General features: G+C 64.6%; 15 protein-coding genes. 7 read left to right on the plus strand and 8 right to left on the minus strand.

The window, feature by feature from the left end; all coding sequences use genetic code 11:
- The first annotated feature begins 169 nt into the window (after positions 1-169).
- On the plus strand, positions 170-634 hold the full coding sequence (locus AC1DKD_RS16225) for a MarR family winged helix-turn-helix transcriptional regulator (RefSeq protein ID WP_441629434.1): 465 nt from the start codon (positions 170-172) through the stop codon (positions 632-634).
- A gap of 110 nt (positions 635-744) precedes the next feature.
- Here AC1DKD_RS16225 and AC1DKD_RS16230 read toward each other — a convergent pair whose 3' ends face one another.
- From AC1DKD_RS16230 to AC1DKD_RS16240, 3 genes are all read right to left on the minus strand, one after another.
- Positions 745-2,118 (minus strand): cobyrinic acid a,c-diamide synthase CobB, encoded by a 1,374-nt coding sequence (locus tag AC1DKD_RS16230; RefSeq protein ID WP_441629435.1) that lies wholly within the window; start codon positions 2,116-2,118, stop codon positions 745-747.
- Between the two features lie 101 nt (positions 2,119-2,219).
- On the minus strand, positions 2,220-2,921 hold the full coding sequence (locus AC1DKD_RS16235) for a response regulator (protein WP_441629436.1): 702 nt from the start codon (positions 2,919-2,921) through the stop codon (positions 2,220-2,222).
- 397 nt (positions 2,922-3,318) lie between these two features.
- Positions 3,319-4,278, minus strand: a complete 960-nt coding sequence (locus AC1DKD_RS16240; protein WP_477143465.1) for a LysR substrate-binding domain-containing protein — start codon at positions 4,276-4,278, stop codon at positions 3,319-3,321.
- Between the two features lie 971 nt (positions 4,279-5,249).
- Here AC1DKD_RS16240 and AC1DKD_RS16245 point away from each other — a divergent pair.
- Together AC1DKD_RS16245 and AC1DKD_RS16250 are read left to right on the plus strand one after the other, a co-directional pair.
- Complete coding sequence (locus AC1DKD_RS16245; RefSeq protein WP_035871092.1) at positions 5,250-5,540, plus strand: transposase; 291 nt, start codon at positions 5,250-5,252, stop codon at positions 5,538-5,540.
- 153 nt (positions 5,541-5,693) lie between these two features.
- Positions 5,694-6,062, plus strand: a complete 369-nt coding sequence (locus AC1DKD_RS16250; protein ID WP_441629438.1) for a hypothetical protein — start codon at positions 5,694-5,696, stop codon at positions 6,060-6,062.
- Positions 6,063-6,107: 45 nt separating this feature from the next.
- Here the strand turns inward: AC1DKD_RS16250 and AC1DKD_RS16255 are convergent, their stop codons facing one another.
- Complete coding sequence (locus AC1DKD_RS16255; RefSeq protein WP_441629439.1) at positions 6,108-6,638, minus strand: hypothetical protein; 531 nt, start codon at positions 6,636-6,638, stop codon at positions 6,108-6,110.
- A 137-nt stretch (positions 6,639-6,775) separates the two neighbouring features.
- On the minus strand, positions 6,776-7,588 hold the full coding sequence (locus AC1DKD_RS16260) for a Crp/Fnr family transcriptional regulator (RefSeq protein WP_477143466.1): 813 nt from the start codon (positions 7,586-7,588) through the stop codon (positions 6,776-6,778).
- Positions 7,589-7,848: 260 nt separating this feature from the next.
- On the opposite strand from AC1DKD_RS16260, the gene AC1DKD_RS16265 reads away from it, so the two are divergent.
- Positions 7,849-9,018, plus strand: coding sequence for an extracellular catalytic domain type 1 short-chain-length polyhydroxyalkanoate depolymerase (locus tag AC1DKD_RS16265; protein WP_441629441.1), 1,170 nt, complete (start codon positions 7,849-7,851; stop codon positions 9,016-9,018).
- A 127-nt stretch (positions 9,019-9,145) separates the two neighbouring features.
- Here the strand turns inward: AC1DKD_RS16265 and AC1DKD_RS16270 are convergent, their stop codons facing one another.
- A complete protein-coding gene (locus AC1DKD_RS16270) occupies positions 9,146-10,459 on the minus strand; it encodes an MFS transporter (protein WP_441629442.1) in 1,314 nt (437 codons plus the stop codon).
- A gap of 409 nt (positions 10,460-10,868) precedes the next feature.
- Here AC1DKD_RS16270 and AC1DKD_RS16275 point away from each other — a divergent pair, with 409 nt between their 5' ends.
- Both AC1DKD_RS16275 and AC1DKD_RS16280 read left to right on the plus strand, forming a co-directional pair.
- Positions 10,869-14,822 carry a DUF748 domain-containing protein gene (locus AC1DKD_RS16275; protein WP_441629443.1) on the plus strand — a complete coding sequence of 1,318 codons (3,954 nt, stop codon included), beginning with the start codon at positions 10,869-10,871 and terminating at the stop codon, positions 14,820-14,822.
- 124 nt (positions 14,823-14,946) lie between these two features.
- A complete protein-coding gene (locus tag AC1DKD_RS16280; RefSeq protein ID WP_035871075.1) occupies positions 14,947-15,132 on the plus strand; it encodes a rubredoxin in 186 nt (61 codons plus the stop codon).
- Positions 15,133-15,202: 70 nt separating this feature from the next.
- Here AC1DKD_RS16280 and AC1DKD_RS16285 read toward each other — a convergent pair whose 3' ends face one another.
- Both AC1DKD_RS16285 and AC1DKD_RS16290 read right to left on the minus strand, forming a co-directional pair.
- Positions 15,203-15,361, minus strand: a complete 159-nt coding sequence (locus tag AC1DKD_RS16285) for a hypothetical protein (RefSeq protein WP_441629444.1) — start codon at positions 15,359-15,361, stop codon at positions 15,203-15,205.
- Between the two features lie 47 nt (positions 15,362-15,408).
- On the minus strand, positions 15,409-15,591 hold the full coding sequence (locus tag AC1DKD_RS16290; RefSeq protein ID WP_035871072.1) for a hypothetical protein: 183 nt from the start codon (positions 15,589-15,591) through the stop codon (positions 15,409-15,411).
- Between the two features lie 528 nt (positions 15,592-16,119).
- Between AC1DKD_RS16290 and AC1DKD_RS16295 the strand changes: the two genes are divergently transcribed.
- Positions 16,120-16,623, plus strand: coding sequence for a hypothetical protein (locus AC1DKD_RS16295; protein WP_035862132.1), 504 nt, complete (start codon positions 16,120-16,122; stop codon positions 16,621-16,623).
- Positions 16,624-16,887: the final 264 nt, after the last annotated feature.

Raw genomic sequence — 16,887 nt, forward strand, 5'->3', positions numbered from 1 at the left:
GATCGCCGTGATTGGCCTGTGGCGCTCGCGCCGGGTGCCGCCGATCAAACTGGAGCGTGCCGTCAAGCCGGTCATGGCCGCGGAATAGAATGCTGGGGACAGGTCACGGAAATCGAGTTGGTTGTAAAGCCGCCCGTCGCATGCACGGTGCCGCAAGCAGGAGATCGGAGTGGAATTGGAGCGACAAAGCCTGGCTGTACTACAGCAGTTCGGGCGAACTTACCGGGCGTATGCGTCGGCTTTCGAGCAACGCATCGGCCACCCGTTGCCGCGCTGGCGCATTCTTTATGCCTTGCACGGCCATGCCGGCCCCATCGCACAGAAACCGCTGGCCGACCGTGTCGGCATGGACCCCGGCGCGCTCACGCGCCAGCTCAAGGCGCTGCAGGAGCTGGGCTGGGTGGAGCGCAATACCAGCGAGCGCGACAACCGCGTGACCAACGTCACGCTGTCGGCGCTGGGCCATGGCATTGTCGAGCAGGCATTGCCGCTGCGCTCGGCCTTTCTGCAGGACGTGCTGGACAAGGTGTCTGAAACCACCATGCGCAATCTCTCAAAGGGTCTGGAGCAGCTTGAAGCCGGCATCGCCGAGGCCGTGCTTCGTACGCAGCAGGACAAGGCCGACGCCGCCTGAGCCATTGCTTGCCGGCGCAAGGGGGGCGGTTTTCTGCGCGTCCTCTTCCGCGGGGCGTCTTCCCTCGTATCCATGAATTCTCCGCATCCGCTGCTTCGAGGGCTGCCGGATCAGCGGATGCTGTTGCTCGCGCCACCGAACAGCGCGGCAATGGCGAGCGGATTGGAAGGGAAATAGAAGTGCGTGTAGGAAGCGGTCAGGGCAACCTGCCGGAACACAGCTTCACCGCGCGCGCCATCGCGCGGCACGGTGGAATGGCAGTAGGGCGCCAGCGGCGTTTGCGCGCTTGAGTAGTGGAAGGTGTGGCCGCGCACGGTGCCTTCCGGCAGCGCAAGCTGTTGATGACCCAGCGCGGCCAGGCGGGCTTGCATCGTCACCGTGCCAGGCAGCAGGCCCGCCATGGCGTGGCTTTGCCCGGCTTTGTCCACCAGCGTCTCGAACAGCGCCATCATGCCGCCGCACTCGGCCAGGATCGGCAGGCCGCCGGCATGGGCGCGGCGCAGGCTGTCCAGCATGCCGGTGTTGGCCGACAGGCGCGCGGCGTGCAGTTCGGGATAGCCGCCGGGCAGCCAGAGCGCGTCGCAGGCGGGCAGGGCAGGGTCATTCAGCGGGGAGAAGAAGACGAGCCGCGCGCCGAGTGCCTGCAGGGTGTCGAGGTTGGCCGGATAGAGAAAACGGAAGGCGGCGTCGCGCGCCACGGCGATGGTCCGGCCGGCGAGCAACGGTGCCAGCGCGGGTAATGGCGGCGCTGCGGCAATTTCCACGGTTGTTGGCAGGGCGCCAATCGGCTGCCCGGCCAGCGCATCCGCCAGACGGTCCAGCCGCGCGTTGAGGTCGGGCAGTTCATCGGCCGCGAGCAGGCCCAGGTGCCGCTCGGGCAGCGCGGCCGCATGATCGCGCGCGAGCGCGCCGGCCCAGGCGATATGGGCAGGCAGGCTCTCTCGCAGCATGTCGGCATGCCGCGGGGATCCCACGCCGTTGGCCAGCACTTGCATGGATGCCAGGGGCTGCCGGCCATAGCCAGCTAGGCCGTAGGCCAGCGCGCCGAACGTTTGCGCCATCGCCCCTGCCTGGATCACGCTGAGTACGGGCAATCCGAAATGGCGTGCCAGGTCGGCACTGCTGGGCGTGCCGTCGTGCAGCCCCATGACACCCTCCACCAGGATCAGGTCGGCTTCGCGTGCCGCCTGCGCCAGGCGCGCGGCGGCGTCGTCGGCGCCGGTCATCCACAGGTCCAGCGAGTGCACCGGGGCACCGCTGGCGGCCGCGAGAATGGACGGGTCAAGGTAGTCGGGGCCGCTCTTGAAGACGCGCACGGTGCGGCCCTGGCGTCGATGCAGCCATGCCAGCGCGGCAGTCACCGTGGTCTTGCCCTGCCCCGAGGCCGGTGCCGCCACCAGCAAGGCAGGCACCCGCAGCGGCCCGGTTGCATCGAGGCGGGTGCCTGGGGCGGTGGTCGTGGCGGGACTGGCGGGGACGGACATGGCGATGAAGGTGGCTGGGACGGTTGAGCGGTACGGCCGTGAACGGCGCAGCGGACGGGCGGCAGACGGCAACAGTGCGCACCGTTGCTGCGGCGTTGCGATTATAGCCACTCGGACTGGCCGCCTGGCGCCCATGCCGGCGCATCGTCCCGGTGCGGAAGGACCAGCCCCTGCTGGGCCGCGAAGTCGAACAACTCGCGTTCGTTGGTGGCCCCGAGCTTGCGCATGGCGCTGTTCTTCTGGCGGCTGATGGTCTTCACGCTGCGGCACAACTGCCCGGCGATCCCTGTGACCGAATTGCCGCTCAGGTATAGGCGCATGACCTCGGACTCCCTCACGGACAAGCGCAGGGCGCCTGCACGGCCCGGCGCGTAATGAGAGCCGGAATGTTCCAGCACGCGTGCGGCGGATTCACCGATGAATTGCAGCCCGCGCTCGACGCGGATGATGGCGGTCACCAGTTCGTCCAGGTGCGAGTCCTTGAGCAACAACCCGTGTGCCCCGGCGTTGAGGATGGCGCGCAAGACCAGGGGATTGGTGATCATGGTCAGCACGACCACCCCGAGCGCCGGATAGTGGCGCCGCAGGTTGGCGAGCAGGCGGATGCCATCGTTCGCGTTGCGGCAGGGCATGTGGTAATCGGTGACGACAATATCGGGCCGGAACGCGCGGGTGGCATGGAGCAACTCCATGGAATTGCGGGCATCGCCGCATATTTCCCAACCGGTCTGGCTCCGTAACTGGCTCCTGACCGCAAGCGTGATGGCGGGATGGTCATCGGCAATCAGGATTTTCAATGGCATGGCAATACTCCTGCGCGGGCGCAGGCATGCGCGGTGTCGTGGCCGCGCATGCCTGACGCAAGCTGGAATGGCTTGCGGCACGGATGCCGCGAAGAGGGAGGGCCTTAGGGGCGACCCGGGCAACCCGGACAACCGACGGCGTCTTTGAAAAAACGCGCCGCACGGCTATCGCCGCGCGGCGCGAACAGCACAGGAACAAAGCACCTCCAGGCGCGTGCTTCGCTCGGACGAACGGGAAGCGGGAGGTGCCTGAGCAGGATAAGCGCCGGTGCCGGCCTTCGGTCTGAGACGATTCTCAATTTGGCGCGGAAAGCGGCCAAGGCTGGCGCGAACGGCCAGCAGCGGGCAAGCGCGCCGCGGTGCGGCGTGCTTTGTTATTCGCCTATTCGCCGGTGGATCAGGCGGCGTAAGCGGTGGTGCGGCTCTCGTGTGCCTGGTGGCGGCGGTCTATGGCGCTGACGGGATCGTGCAGGACTGCGCTGCCGATCTCCATGATGCCGAGCAACGTCTTGCCGGCGTTGGCGCGGGTGGGTGCCCAGAAATGCAGGGCGGCCCATTCGGGGAAGCTGCTCGGGGGTGCCAGCAGGCGCGTCTTGTGATGGCGCGTGACCAGCGGCACGTTGAAGTCGAGCAGCGGGCAGATGCCGCCCGCGGCAAGCAGCAGCGCAACTTGCGTGTGCCACGAGGGCACCACGGTTTCCCGATAATCCGGATCGTGCGCGAGACGGTTCAGGAAGCCCTGCAGCGGGCTGCCGGGTTCGGTGTCCTCCTGCAGCAGGATCCATTCGTGCCTGCCTTGCGCATTGTCGTGGCCGCCTGGCCGCGCGACGCTCACCAGCCGGCGCGGGGTTGCCATGATGTTGTGCAGTGCAACGTGATCCGGCACATAGTGGCTGTCAACCACAAAGGCGCAATCCAGCTCGCCGCTGCCGAGCTGCGCGGCCAGCGTGGAGTCGGCGACGACCGGGCGGGTCATGAAGCGGTCATCCGGGAACTGCTCGCACAAGGTAGTCAGTATCTCGGTGATCACCGGATCTCCGATCGACGGTGAAAACCCGATCGAGATGCGGCGGTGAGGGCTGCTCGCTTCGGCTGCCGGCGTGAGCGGGCGCACCAGGTGAGCCCATTTCGACAGGATCTGGCGCGCGGTCTGTTCCAGCCTCAGGGCGTGGGCGGTTGGCTCCAGCGTGCCATTGCGCTTGATGAAGAGGGGGTCGCCGGTGATTTCGCGCAGACGCGCGAGGCTGTAGGCAATGGTCGGAACCCGGCTTTGCGTGCAGGCAGCGACGGCGCTGAGGTCAYGATATTCCATCAATAGAACGAAAACATGCAAGAGCTTGGTGCTGACATGCCGCATGGTAACTTCTCCCGATTTGAAGCTTGTTTTTGTCTTCTTCTTGTTTTGTCCCTCCGTCACGGCGACAGAGCACCCTCCACCGTGACAGATAAGACGGCCCTTCCGGTTTTGCCATGCCATGTTTCATACGCTGCGGCGGGCCAGAAACCAGGGCCGGCGCGGCTTCCGTACGTTAGCGGGGCGTGGCAATCTTCAATATTTCCCAACTAAAGTTGGGAAATGACGAAGCAGTTCTTCCATGCTGTGGCCCGGTATATAGGCGCAACGCTGAAAAAATGCATAGCCGACCGGCTTCGCGTTGCGGTTATCGTCGCCCGTCTTGCCCGGGGCGCGAGGCCCGGTTGCCAGCGATCGAAATTTAGTTAATGCCAGACAAGATTAATACATAACTTTGAAACTTGCCAGTGGTCTTCTAAAGGCATTTTTCTAAACTCCAATCAAAAAATACTCTTTGTTAGGACATAAAGACATTGCGAGGGTGGTTGTGTTTTATAGGTCATAACTTCGGAGGTTTGTCAGGTTCAGAGGATGAAAAATGATTTTTTTTGCACATTTTTAGGCGATTTTTTGTGCGGGATCACGAGAGGATGGCAAATCCGGAATCTCGAGCCGTTATCAGAGATTGGGGAAATGGAATGTCAAATTTAGGCAATTGACTAACTTTCTTTGGCAGAAATATCGGCGATCCGAACGCCGCGAAACTAGATTTCGAAATGATTTGGTTCGCGAATTGAAAATATTGAATTGCTTTTATGTCCAATGGCGCTATAATAGAAGATTTTTCTTCGTGGTCTGTTGTTGCCTTCCGGGCGGCGCGCGCCCCGCACCGGGCTTCCTCTCCAATTTCCTTAACTCGCGGCTTGAACACACTGAATTGCCTTTTGCGGTGCGGGTGGTAACTTTGCGGGCAGGGGTGGAAGTGGTCACGCCCGCGCAGAGGCGCGAGCGGCCTTTGCTAGCGGAGGCAGGCAGTGAACAGACGTTTCTCGGAGGAACAGATCCGCGGGTACCTAGCGGAAGCCGCGACCGGCGTGCCGGTCCGTGAGCTCTGTGCGCGCTATGGTTTTAGCGACGCGTCTTTCTATGGCTGGCGCATCAAGTACGGCCAGGGCGCCGGCAGCGAAGTGCGCGACAGCCGCAAGATGCGCGACCTGCAGGATGAAAACGCGCGCCTCAAGAGTATGCTTGCGGATGCACTGCTCAAGCTCGAGTTGCTGCGCAATCGTCATGGTCGTGCCGGCAACGGCAAGGAACGAAACTAAGTCCGAATCCGAATCGTGCTTGCATTGCCGGCGGCTGCCGGCCTTAAGGGAGGGACATCGGAAACTTGCGGTTTTTCGGTATCTGCCGGCAGGGCGACCCCTGGAAAATTGTCGCGGAAGGCGAATTGCGCCCCGCTGTGGAGAAACTGAAAAATGAAACGGGCTTCAATCATCATGGCTGCCGCACTGGGCCTGGGGCTGTCCGCCGGGCAGGCCAGCATCGCCGCGGAACTGGAAGTCCCTGCGCCAATGGTCGCGCCGCCACCGCCGCGGCTCCTGCTGGACCCGGCTACCGATAATGTCGGGCCGGCGGCGGACGGGACCCTCACGCCATCCCAGCGCACGCATTGCCAGACCTTGCTCGACAGGATCAGTGCGCTGCCTGCGGGGCCGCAATGGTCCAACAGCAAATCCTCCGTGACCACCGCCGATGGCAGTACCCATCCCATGCTGGAGCGGGGGGCCGATCGCAAGCAGCTCGAAGAGGCATATCGGCAGGAATGCGCTCAAGAGAAGCGATGACGCGCCAAGTGCCGGGCCAGGGGGAGTTGCCAGTGCGGTTGGTCCTTAGTTCGTTACGCAGCGCTCCGGCGTGATCGTGACTTCGCCCACGGGTTGGTTGCCATTTCCCAGATAGCGGTAGCTGAGTGTGACTCCGAGCCGGCCCAACACCGGTACGTCCGGGTTGCGGCAGATGCCTCGGGCCAGGACAGGACCGGCGCTAGTCATGAAGGCCACCGTGCCTTCGCGGGTCGCGTCAACGCCAACCAGCCGGAGCCGGAACGACACATGTTTGCCGGGAGCGGCGCTGCATCCTTCCAGGCGCGTTGCGCCATCCAGCATGAATGGTCCTGCGCGCGTCAGCTCCTGGCAGGCCGCGCTGAGCTCCGCATCGGGTCCGGCGCCGCCGCCGGTCAGGCGCGTGACGCCGCTCATGCCGGTGCTTTTGCCCTGCACGGTGCCCAGCAGCAATCTGGCCAGCTTCGACAGCGATGGCGGGGTATTGGCTTGTGCGGCGGCCGCAGGCGCGAGTCCGGCGACCATCAGGAAGGCGAGCGGCGCCAGGCTCGCACGCGCTGCGAAAGGAAAATCCCGCATATGGATACAGATACCGGAGGCGATGTCGATCTCCAGCGGGGAGGATAACGGGGACGATTTCCTTGCGTATTTCCAACGCGCCGGGCATGTAGCCTGAACATAGCCGCGTTTGCATGGCGGTGCTGTCCGTGTCCGTCCTACGCTGCGGATGGGCGTATCGCTCTCGCGAGGGACGGCTGGGGCCTGGGGGAGCCGGYCGCGCTGTCCGTCGCGGTGGCAGGCGGGCGGATCGGCACGCGTTCCGGGTCTTCGTAGACCGCGCAAAGCCCGTCCGGATCGACGATGCGCAATTGCCGCTGCCGCACGGTGATCAGCCCGACGGAGGCAAAACGTGCCAGCAGGCGGGATACGGTCTCCAGGGTCAGGCCCAGGTAGCTGGCGATATCGTTGCGCGACATCGCCAGGGTCAGTGCTATGCCCGCCTTGCCGCGGCGGCGCTGTTCGACGGAGAGATCGAGCAGCAGCATGGCCAGCCGCTGGGCAGCCTTCATTGATCCGATTGCGACCAGAAGGGTGCGCTCGCGCTCGGTATTGCGGCGCAGCATTGCCAGCATGTGTTCGCGGTGTTCGGCGCGGAGCAAGTGTTCGCGCGCCGCCTCGACCGGCACCACGCAGCAGCGCGTATCCTGGATCGCCACCGCACTGGTGCAGTGGGCGTGGCCATCGAGATCCTCCAGCCCTAGCACGTCGCCCGGATGGGCGAAGGCAGTCACCTGGCGCCAGCCAAGCGGCGATTCGAATACGGATTTGGTGCTGCCTTGATGTATGGGATACAAGGCCAGTACCGGCCGGCCCTGGCGATGCACGCTCTCCCCGGCACGCCACAAGATGCGAGCCGGAACCAGGGTGCGTTCCCGCGCAGCGTCAGCGCGTGTGGTTTCCGCGTTACGGCAGACTGGCTGGAATAAACACAGCGAGCAGCTTGGAATATCTGCCTGGGGCGTGGTCATGACATTCTCCATTTGCCTGCGATACACGCAAATGCAGTATAACCGGGCGACATTTGCCGCTAACTCTTGACGATCTGCATTCTTTCGTGCGGCGAGTTCAGATTTTTAGATTTTCCATGGGTGCATTATGGTGCCCATGGAGGAGTGCTGCTAGCGTGTAAATGTTTTGTTTGGATAACATGTCACCAAAAAGCGACGCCTGTCACGCGTTCGCCCTGTGATATGCTGCATCGCAACAATGTCGACAGCAGGAGTCTTTCATGGCCAAAAGCCTTTGGGCGGATGGGCATGCACAGCTCCGGCAGATCAGCCGGGTGCAGCCCCAGACCGCGCGCCAACTCAAATCGTGGATCGACCGTATCGCTAACCTCAATCCTGCGGCACCGCGCCTCCGGGCGCGCTCCCCCGCGCCTCTGCCCTTGCCGCCGCGTCCTTCGGCACCGGGTGAATGGGCATCGCACCACTACCGGCTGTCGCCGCTGCCCGGTGAACTGGTTCCCCGCTTGTCTTATTGGCTGTATGTGCCATCCCGCGCACGCAATGGGCCAATGCCGCTGGTGGTCATGCTCCATGGCTGCAAGCAGACCCCTGAGGACCTTGCCGCCGGCACCCGCATGAATGCCCTGGCCGAGCGCGAAGGCTTTATCGTGGCCTATCCGCAACAACCGCAGCGGCGCCAGATGCAGCGCTGCTGGCAATGGTTCGACCTGGGTGCCGCGGAAGGCGGCCGTGAGGCGCAAGCGCTGGCGGTGTTGATCGACGCGCTGGCAGCGCGTCCGGACGTGCGGGCCGACCAGGTCTACCTGGCAGGGTTGTCCGCGGGCGCCAGCATGGCGGCCGTGGTGGCCTTGCGGTACCCGGAGAAGATTGCCGCGGTGGGACTGCATTCCGGCGTAGTGATCGGGGCAGCGCGCACGCCGGGCGATGGCCTGCGCGCGATGCAGCAGGGCTCCAGCGTCGACCCTGCCGCGTTGCTCGATGCCGCCGGCGTCACGCCGGGCGGCCCGAAGATGCCGGCAATCGTATTGCACGGCATGGACGACGGCGCGGTGCATCCGGTCAACGCCCACCTGCTGGCACGCCAGTTCCTGGCCTACAACGGGCTGACCGATCGCCTGGACAACCCGGCGAGCGGTGTCGTGGCGCGGCGTTCCGCTACCGCGGCCAGCCTGACGGCGGACCAGGAAGCGGCGGAGCGCGAGCCGCTGGCGGAGACAAGCCATGGCCTTGCGGCCACGTCCATCCTGCCCGCCGGAAACTATATCGAGACCAGCTTTGGCGTCTGGAATCGCGAAATGGTCGCCCTGTGCGAAGTGGCCGGGCTGGATCACGCCTGGAGCGGAGGCGATGGCGACTATGCCTATCACGCGCCGATCGGCCCGGACGCGAGTGCGTTGATGTGGGCTTTCTTCAAGGCGCACCGGCGGTAGGCTGGTGCAACCGGCAGCCGCGCATGCCGATGAGGCGAGCACAAAAAAGGGAGGGCGCAATGGCGGCCCTCCCTTTTCCTATGGCCGGCGCCTGGCTTGTGGCAGGTGCCGGCCAGAAGCCGTGCCCTCAGTCGAGCGAGCGGTCCTTGACGAACAGTGCCGTCACCATGCCCAGCAGGCACAGCGCTACCACGTAGTACGCGGGAGCGAGCGGATCGTTCTTGAGCATCAGCGTCACGATCATCGGCGTCAGCCCGCCAAAAATCGCATAGGACAGGTTGTACGAGAACGACAGCCCGGAAAACCTCACTTGTGCCGGGAACGCCTTGACCAGCACGTAGGGCACCGCGCCGATCGTGCCCACGAAGAAACCGGCCAGCGCGTACAGCGGGATCAGCAGGTCGGGGCGCGTGTGCAGGGCGCTGTAGAAGACATAGGAGCTGATCGCCAGCAGCAGGCCGCCGCCGATCAGGGTGATCCTGGGACCCACCTTGTCGGCCATCAGGCCGGCGACCACACAGCCGATGGTCAGGCACAGCGTGGCGACGCTGTTGGCCACCAGCGCCGTGCGCGCATCGAAGCCGTAGATCTTCTGCAGGAAGGTGGGCGTCATCAGGATCACCACCACGATACCGGCCGACAGCATCCACGTCAGCAGCATCGACACCGCCACGGCGCCGCGGTGATCACGCACGACCGTCTTGAGCGGCATCTCCGCAGCCAGCGCCTTGCGCTTTTGCAGTTCGGCGAACACCGGGGTTTCATGCAGCCAGCGGCGCAGGTACATCGAGCCGATGCCGAACACCCCGCCCAGCAGGAAGGGCAGGCGCCAGCCCCAGTCGACCAGTTCCGCCGGGGTGAAGATGGTGTTGATGCCGGTGGCCACCAGGGAGCCCAGCAGGATGCCAGCGGTCAGGCCAGCGGTCAGCGTGCCACAGGCGTAGCCGGTGCGCCGCGCCGGCACATGCTCGGAGACGAACACCCAGGCGCCGGGCACTTCACCGCCCACGGCGGCGCCCTGCATCACGCGCAGCAGCAGCAGCGCCACCGGCGCCAGCAGGCCAATCGCATGGTAGGTCGGGAGCAGGCCCATCAGCAGTGTCGGCACCGACATCAGCAGGATCGACAGCGTGAACATCTTCTTGCGGCCAAGCAGGTCGCCGAAGTGGGCCATGATGATGCCGCCCAGCGGGCGCGCCAGGTAGCCGGCGGCAAAAATGCCGAAGGTCTGCAGCTGGCGCAACCAGTCCGGCACCGACGGCGGGAAGAACAACTGCCCGATGACGGTGGCGAAGAAGACAAAGATGATGAAGTCGTAGAACTCGAGCGCGCCCCCGAGGGCGGCGAGGGCAAGCGTCTTGTAATCCTGTCCGGTCAGGGGGCGCGCGTGCGGGACGCTGCGCGCGTTCTCTGCACCGACAGTACTGCTAGTGGTGGACATGAGGAGACTCGCATGGAAAAAGTTCGCATGCGAAGCGCGCAACACGGTTGACGTGGAGGGTTCTGGCCGGAGGGTACAGCGCGGGAGAAGCAGGCACTAAGTGGCGGATAAGCCGCTGGCATGCGACAAGACGCTTCGCAAAGGCGAGAAGATACCAGATCGGCGGGAAAGAGGCCGTCGCCATCCCGCTTCAGATCATTTTCAACCCGTCCCGAATTCACTTTTGATTTCATTCTAATGTCTTTGCTTTGCCCCCAAGCGTTGCCATAATGTTGCTAAAAAGTGAAATCCGGACCACAAAGTGGTCGATCCGCCCGCTGGCGCAGCGTGGAATGCCATTTTCCATGCAGCCCGCGAGCGGGTCCGCTAAGCGGACGCAGGGTATTGGGGTTGAATCTTCTGGGATCACATGGCAATCAAGTTCTCCATGCAGGCGGCAACCGCCACACCGCGCCGCAGGGCCGGCGTGCGCGTGGCAGGCGGCATCGTGGCCGCGCTGGCGGTGTTTGGCCTCGCCGGGTATTTTGGCGGACCACCGCTGATCAAGTCCTTCGTGGCCAAGCAGGCCAGCGAAGCGCTTGGCCGCAAAGTGACTTTCGGGGGCGCCGAGGTGCGCCCCTTCTCGCTGGCGGTCACTGTTTCCGATATCAAGATCTATGAGCCTGACGGCACCACGCCCATGCTGAGCGTGGGCGAGGCCGAGATCGATGCCGCCATCGCCTCGCTGTGGCACATGGCGCCGGTGGTGGATGCGGTGCATATCGACCGCCCCGCGCTGCGCCTGGCGCGCGACGCCAACGGCCGCATGAACTACGCCGACATCGAAGAGCGCTTCGCCGCCAGGCCCGCCGCGCCAAAATCCGAACCGGCGCGCTTCTCGATCAACAATATCGCGTTGACCAGCGGCAGCGTGTCGTTCGACGACAAGCAGCTCAACCAGACGCAGCGGGTGGACAACCTGACCATCACGCTGCCCTTCCTGTCCAACCTGCCGCACGACGTGGAGATCGTTACCCGGCCCACGCTGAGCGCGAGCATCAATGGCTCCGCACTGGCGCTCGACGGCACCATGCTGCCGTTCGCCGCGTCGCGCGAGACCCATCTGAAGCTGAACCTGGACGGCCTGGAACTGGCGCGCTATATGCCGTTCGCGCCCAAGCTGAAGGACGCCGATATCAAAGGCGGGCTGCTCGATACGCGGCTCACGCTGGGCTTTATCCAGGAAAAGGGCAAGCAGGATGTTTTCCTGTCGGGTACCGCAGCGCTGCGCGACGCCGATATCCGCAAGCACGACGGCGCGCCGCTGGTGAAGGCCGGACGGCTTGCCGTGGACATTGAGCGCATCGAACCGCTGGGCCGGATGGTTCACCTGCGCAGCCTCGCCGTGGATGGCCTGGGCGTGCAGGCCGTGCGCCGCGCGGATGGGTCGCTTGACCTTGCCGAGGCATTCCTGCCGCAAGCGGCCAAGGCGGAGAAGCCCGCCAGCGCGCCGCCGGCACCTGCAGCATCGGGAGCGGCGGCACCGGCATCCGCGCCGGCGGTTGCCAAGGCCAGGCCTGCATCGGCACCGGCCGCAGCCGGGATTGCACCGTTGGCGCCGGCGGAGAAGCCTTGGCGCTACGCGGTCGACCAGATCACGGTCAAGCAGGCCAGCCTGGGCTTGCGCGACGAGTCGGCTCCGTCCGGCCCCGGTACGCTCGCGCTGGGGCCCCTCGACGCCGATGTCGCCGGACTCTCCGGCGACAGCGACAAGCCTGCCAAGGTCCAGGCCAAACTGACGATCGGCGAAGGGCAGACCCTCAGCCATGAAGGCGAGCTGTCGCTGCATGGCGGCACCATGGATGGCACGCTGCAGGCCAGCGGCGTGAAGGCCCAGGGGTTTGCCGCATGGTGGCCGGCAGAACTGCGCGCCCAGTTCGGCGACACCGCGGTCAATGCCGAGCTGCACTACAAGATGGCGTGGGGCGGGCCCGCCTTTGCCTTCTCGCTGGACAAGTCCCGCGTCGAGCTGGCGCCGCTCTATGTGACTACCAAGGAACCGGTGTCGGTGGCGCAAGTGGCAGCCGCCACCACCGGCACAAGCAACGCTGGCGCGGCCGATAGCGCCCGCCGGCGCGATGCGCGCCGCGCGCGTGGCCGCGACGATAGCGATGGTGCCAACCTGCCGGTGATGCGCGCCGAGCGCGTGGCGCTGGAAGGCATCGCCTTCGACCTTGGCGCGCATTCATTCCAGGCGGGCGAGCTGGTGGTGGCCAAGCCGCAGGTCGCGCTTACGCGTGACTATCATGGTGAATTGCTCGAAAGCGCGCGCCTGTGGGCCGCGCAATCGGTGCAGAAGTCCGCCCAACGCACGACCGGCGTGCAGGCCAAGGCCGTTCAGCCCGATAGCGCTGCCGCGGCCAAGTCATTGCCCTGGAAGGCGCAACTCGGCAAGTTCTCTCTGGATGGCGGCAACATGCGCGTGACCGACTACGCGCCCTCGGCCGCTAACCGCGACCGTCCGGTAATCCATCAATTCCGCAACGTCAACCTCGGTACCGGCGCGTTGAACTGGCCGATGGCGGCTGGCGCCATCCCGGTCAAGTTCAAGGCCGAGTCGGGACGGCGCGGCATGATGTTGCTCGACGGCACCGTGCTGCCCACCGCGCCCGCGGTGCAAATGCAGGTGGACCTGCGCGAACTCGATCTCGCGCCGCTGCAGCCCTACCTTGCCGACCGCTTCAACGCAGCCTTGCGTGGCGGCACCGCCACCGTGAAAGGCCGCCTGGGCGTCGAGGCGCCATCCGGCAAGCCGATTGCGGCGCGCTTTGCCGGCAATGCGCAGTTTGGCAATGTGCGCAGCGTGGACCGCGTGACCGGCGACGACTTCCTGCGCTGGCGTTCGCTGGCGGTGAACGGCATCGATTTCGCCATGGACGAGGCCAAGGGGCCGATGAAGGTTGGCGTGGGTAGCGTGGCGCTGTCGGACTTCTACGCGCGGGTGATCCTCAATGCCAATGGCCGCCTGAACCTGCAGGACGTGATGGCTGGCGGGGCCGCCAAAGGCGAAGCCGCGCCCAGCACCAGCCTGACGCAGGCCAACCCGGCCTCGGCGCCGGCAGCTACCCCGCCGGCACCGGCGGCCACGGCCGCGGCGAAACCGCAGATCCGCATTGGCGGCGTGACGGTGGAGAAAGGCAATATCAATTTCTCGGATTTCTTCGTCAAGCCTAACTACACCGCCAACCTGACCGATATGAAGGGTTCGGTCTCCAAGGTTTCGTCGACGGAGCCCGCGCCGGCCGATCTCACGCTGGCGGGCCGCATCGACGACGACGCGCCGGTCAATATCGACGGCAAGCTCAACCCGCTGGCGGACCAGCTCTACCTCGATATCGCCGCCAAGGCCTCCGGCGTGGAACTGACCAGGCTGACACCCTACGCGACCAAGTACGCCGGCTATCCGATCACCAAGGGCAAGCTGACGGTCGATGTGGCGTACAAGATCGAGAACGGCAAGCTGGACGCGCGCAACCATCTCTACCTCGACCAGCTCACCTTTGGCGACAAGGTCGACAGCCCGACAGCGACCAAGCTGCCGGTGTTGCTGGCGGTCTCGCTGCTGAAGGACCGCAACGGTGTGATCGACATCAACCTGCCGGTGTCGGGCTCGCTGTCCGATCCGGAGTTCAGCATCGGCGGCGTGATCGTGAGGGTGATCGTCAACTTGCTGGCCAAGGCGATTACCTCGCCGTTCTCGCTGCTTGCCTCGGCCTTTGGCGGCGGCGATGAACTGGGCTACGTGGAGTTCGCGCCGGGCACGTCCGCGCTTACGCCGGCGGCCAGGCAGAAGATCGCCACCCTCGGCAAGGCCCTGGCCGACCGCCCGGCCCTGCGGCTGGAGATCAGCGGCCGCATCGATCCGGCCACCGACATGGCCGGTGCGAAGCGCGCCTGGCTGGACGCGCGGGTGAAGGAGCAAAAGGCGCGTGAACTGCGAGCCAGCGCTCGCGAGGGCGCCACGGCCGAGGAAGGGGAAGAGGGCGAGCAGGGCGCCAAGGTGACGGTGTCGCCGCAGGAGTATCCCAAGTATCTGGAAGCGGTCTACAAGCGCGCTTCATTCAAGAAGCCGCGCAACGTGATTGGCTTGTCCAAATCCTTGCCGACCGCGGAAATGGAGACGCTGCTGCTGGAGAACGCGCCGGTAACCGATGTGGAACTCAAGCAACTCGCCGAGCAGCGCGCGCTGGCGGTGAAACAGGCACTGGAGCGCGACGCCAAGGTCCCGGAGAGCCGTTTGTTCCTGACGGCGCCGAAGCTGAATGCCGAAGGCATCAAGGATAAGGGCGCGCCCAACCGGGTCGATTTCGCCATCAGGCAGTAAGTCATCCCAGGCAATCCTGCCTGTGCAAAAGGGGCGGCGCTGCCGCCCCTTTTGCATGGCACATTGGCAGCGTGCTGGCCAAAAGCCTGTATGATTTCGCCCGGAATCGATACAGGAGTGCGTTTTGCAGCAGGAAGCCGTTGCCTACAAGACTTGGGTTTGCGTGATTTGCGGATGGGTCTACGACGAAGAACAGGGCTGGCCGGATGACGGCATTGCGCCCGGCACCCGCTGGGAGGATATCCCGGAAGACTGGCGTTGCCCTGAATGTGATGTGGGCAAGGGCGAGTTCGCCATGATCGAAATCTGAGCGCAAGCCCGCCAGCCGGCGAGGCTCGCAGGCCAATGCCGGCGGGCAGGAATCGCGTTTGGCAGCGTGTTTAGTGGCGCTGCATCTGCCGGCATATCCCGGCACGCCTTCTTTGCTCCGCGCAGCGGCGATAGCGTATACGGTAGGGGTGGCTACAACGCCAGATCGCGGTCACCACGGTGACCAGCAGGAATGCCGCCATCAGGGCGGCCAGCAGATCCAGTGTCATAGCGGCTCCTCTCCTCAAGCAAGCCGGGAACGCTCGAAGCGTTCAGTTCAGATAAGTAAAGGCAACGCCTCCAGCAAGGCCACCGCCAGCAGAGCCCCGAATATCGCGCCAGCAGCGCGGCAACTGATGCGCAGGGCGCGGGCTGTGAACGGAATCCCGCCGAAGGCAATCATGCCGACCAGCGCCATCGGGATCAGAAAAACAAGATCATGTGAGCTAAGGTGCAGCACGGCTGTCTCCTGTCTCTTTCCTTGTATTTCCAGTATAGAAAGTGTCTCAGGTAGACCAAGGACGATGACATCGGGGTTGTCCCCTAAGGCACTTTCTTGTGGGGGGATTGCTCTCACCCGCAAAGCTTAAAACCTTAAAGTCAAAGGCAGTTTCACCACCCCTGCGGGGCGRCGACCCACTTTTTTGTCTTGCGGCTTGCCAAAAAAGTAGGCAAAAAAGGCGCCCCATGCGGCCTGGTACACCTTGACGGCTCGCTTCGCATCGCGCTGGGGTTGGCCCGCCTGGCGGCGGGCTGGGGCTTTCTCCTTCCATGTACCGGCCTGGCCACACTGTTCGCACACCTCGCGCCGGCACCGTTGCGCCAGGCCTGCCCCATGCACTTTTTTGCGAGTGTGCGGTCAAACGATCAGGCCGGCGTGTCCTATGCTGTGCAGATACGCGGGCCCGATCATCGTTCAGGTGGCAAGCACGCGTAATAGAGCAATCGCAGCGGGGATCGCGGCGAAACAGCATATCCGGAGGTGGCTATGGAACTTCACATGCAATCGCACCACTATGTGCGCCGCACGCCAGACTGGACCGCAGCAGCGGTGTCCGGTCTGGCGGCCGGGGCGCTGTTGATGGTGATCGAACTGTTCTGGTCGACGATGGTGGCGGGCGTCAATCCATGGGGCACGACGCGGCTGATCGCGGCGATCCTGATGGGGCAGGACGTGTTGCAAACTTCGCTGTTCAGCGTGAGTACCGTGGCCGCGGCGCTGGCAATCCATTTCGTGCTCGGCGCGGTGCTGGGGATGATCCTGGCCGCTATCATCGCGCCGTTCCAACTGGACTCGAGTACGGGCATGGTGTTGCTGACCGGCGCTGTGTTCGGCCTGGCGGTCTATCTGCTTAATTTCTACGGCATGACGCGCTTCTTTACCTGGTTCGCCGACGCGCGTGGCTGGCATACGCTGGTTGGCCACATGATCTTCGGCATGGCCGCGGCCATTGCCTATTGGAAGCTCGAAAGCAAGGATGTATCTCACTGAGCACGCACACTGCAGTGCATCAATGATGCGATAGCGCTACGCGCATCTGGTTTAGATCCGCGCTTTACCACTACACGGGCCGCGCGGGCCGACGGCGGCGGATGAAAGCCCTGGCTTTCATCCGCCGCTCTTTATTTGCCGCCGCCTTTGCGCCAACCGCCGGCCCTGTGTGGCATCGCGCGCAAAGCGCTCTCAAGGCCGCCTTGCACGGGGCGGACCACATGCACTAGTCTTATCTCAGCCTTGCGCGTAGTTCGCGGCCTG

The organism is Cupriavidus sp. 05T313, assembly GCF_056396665.1.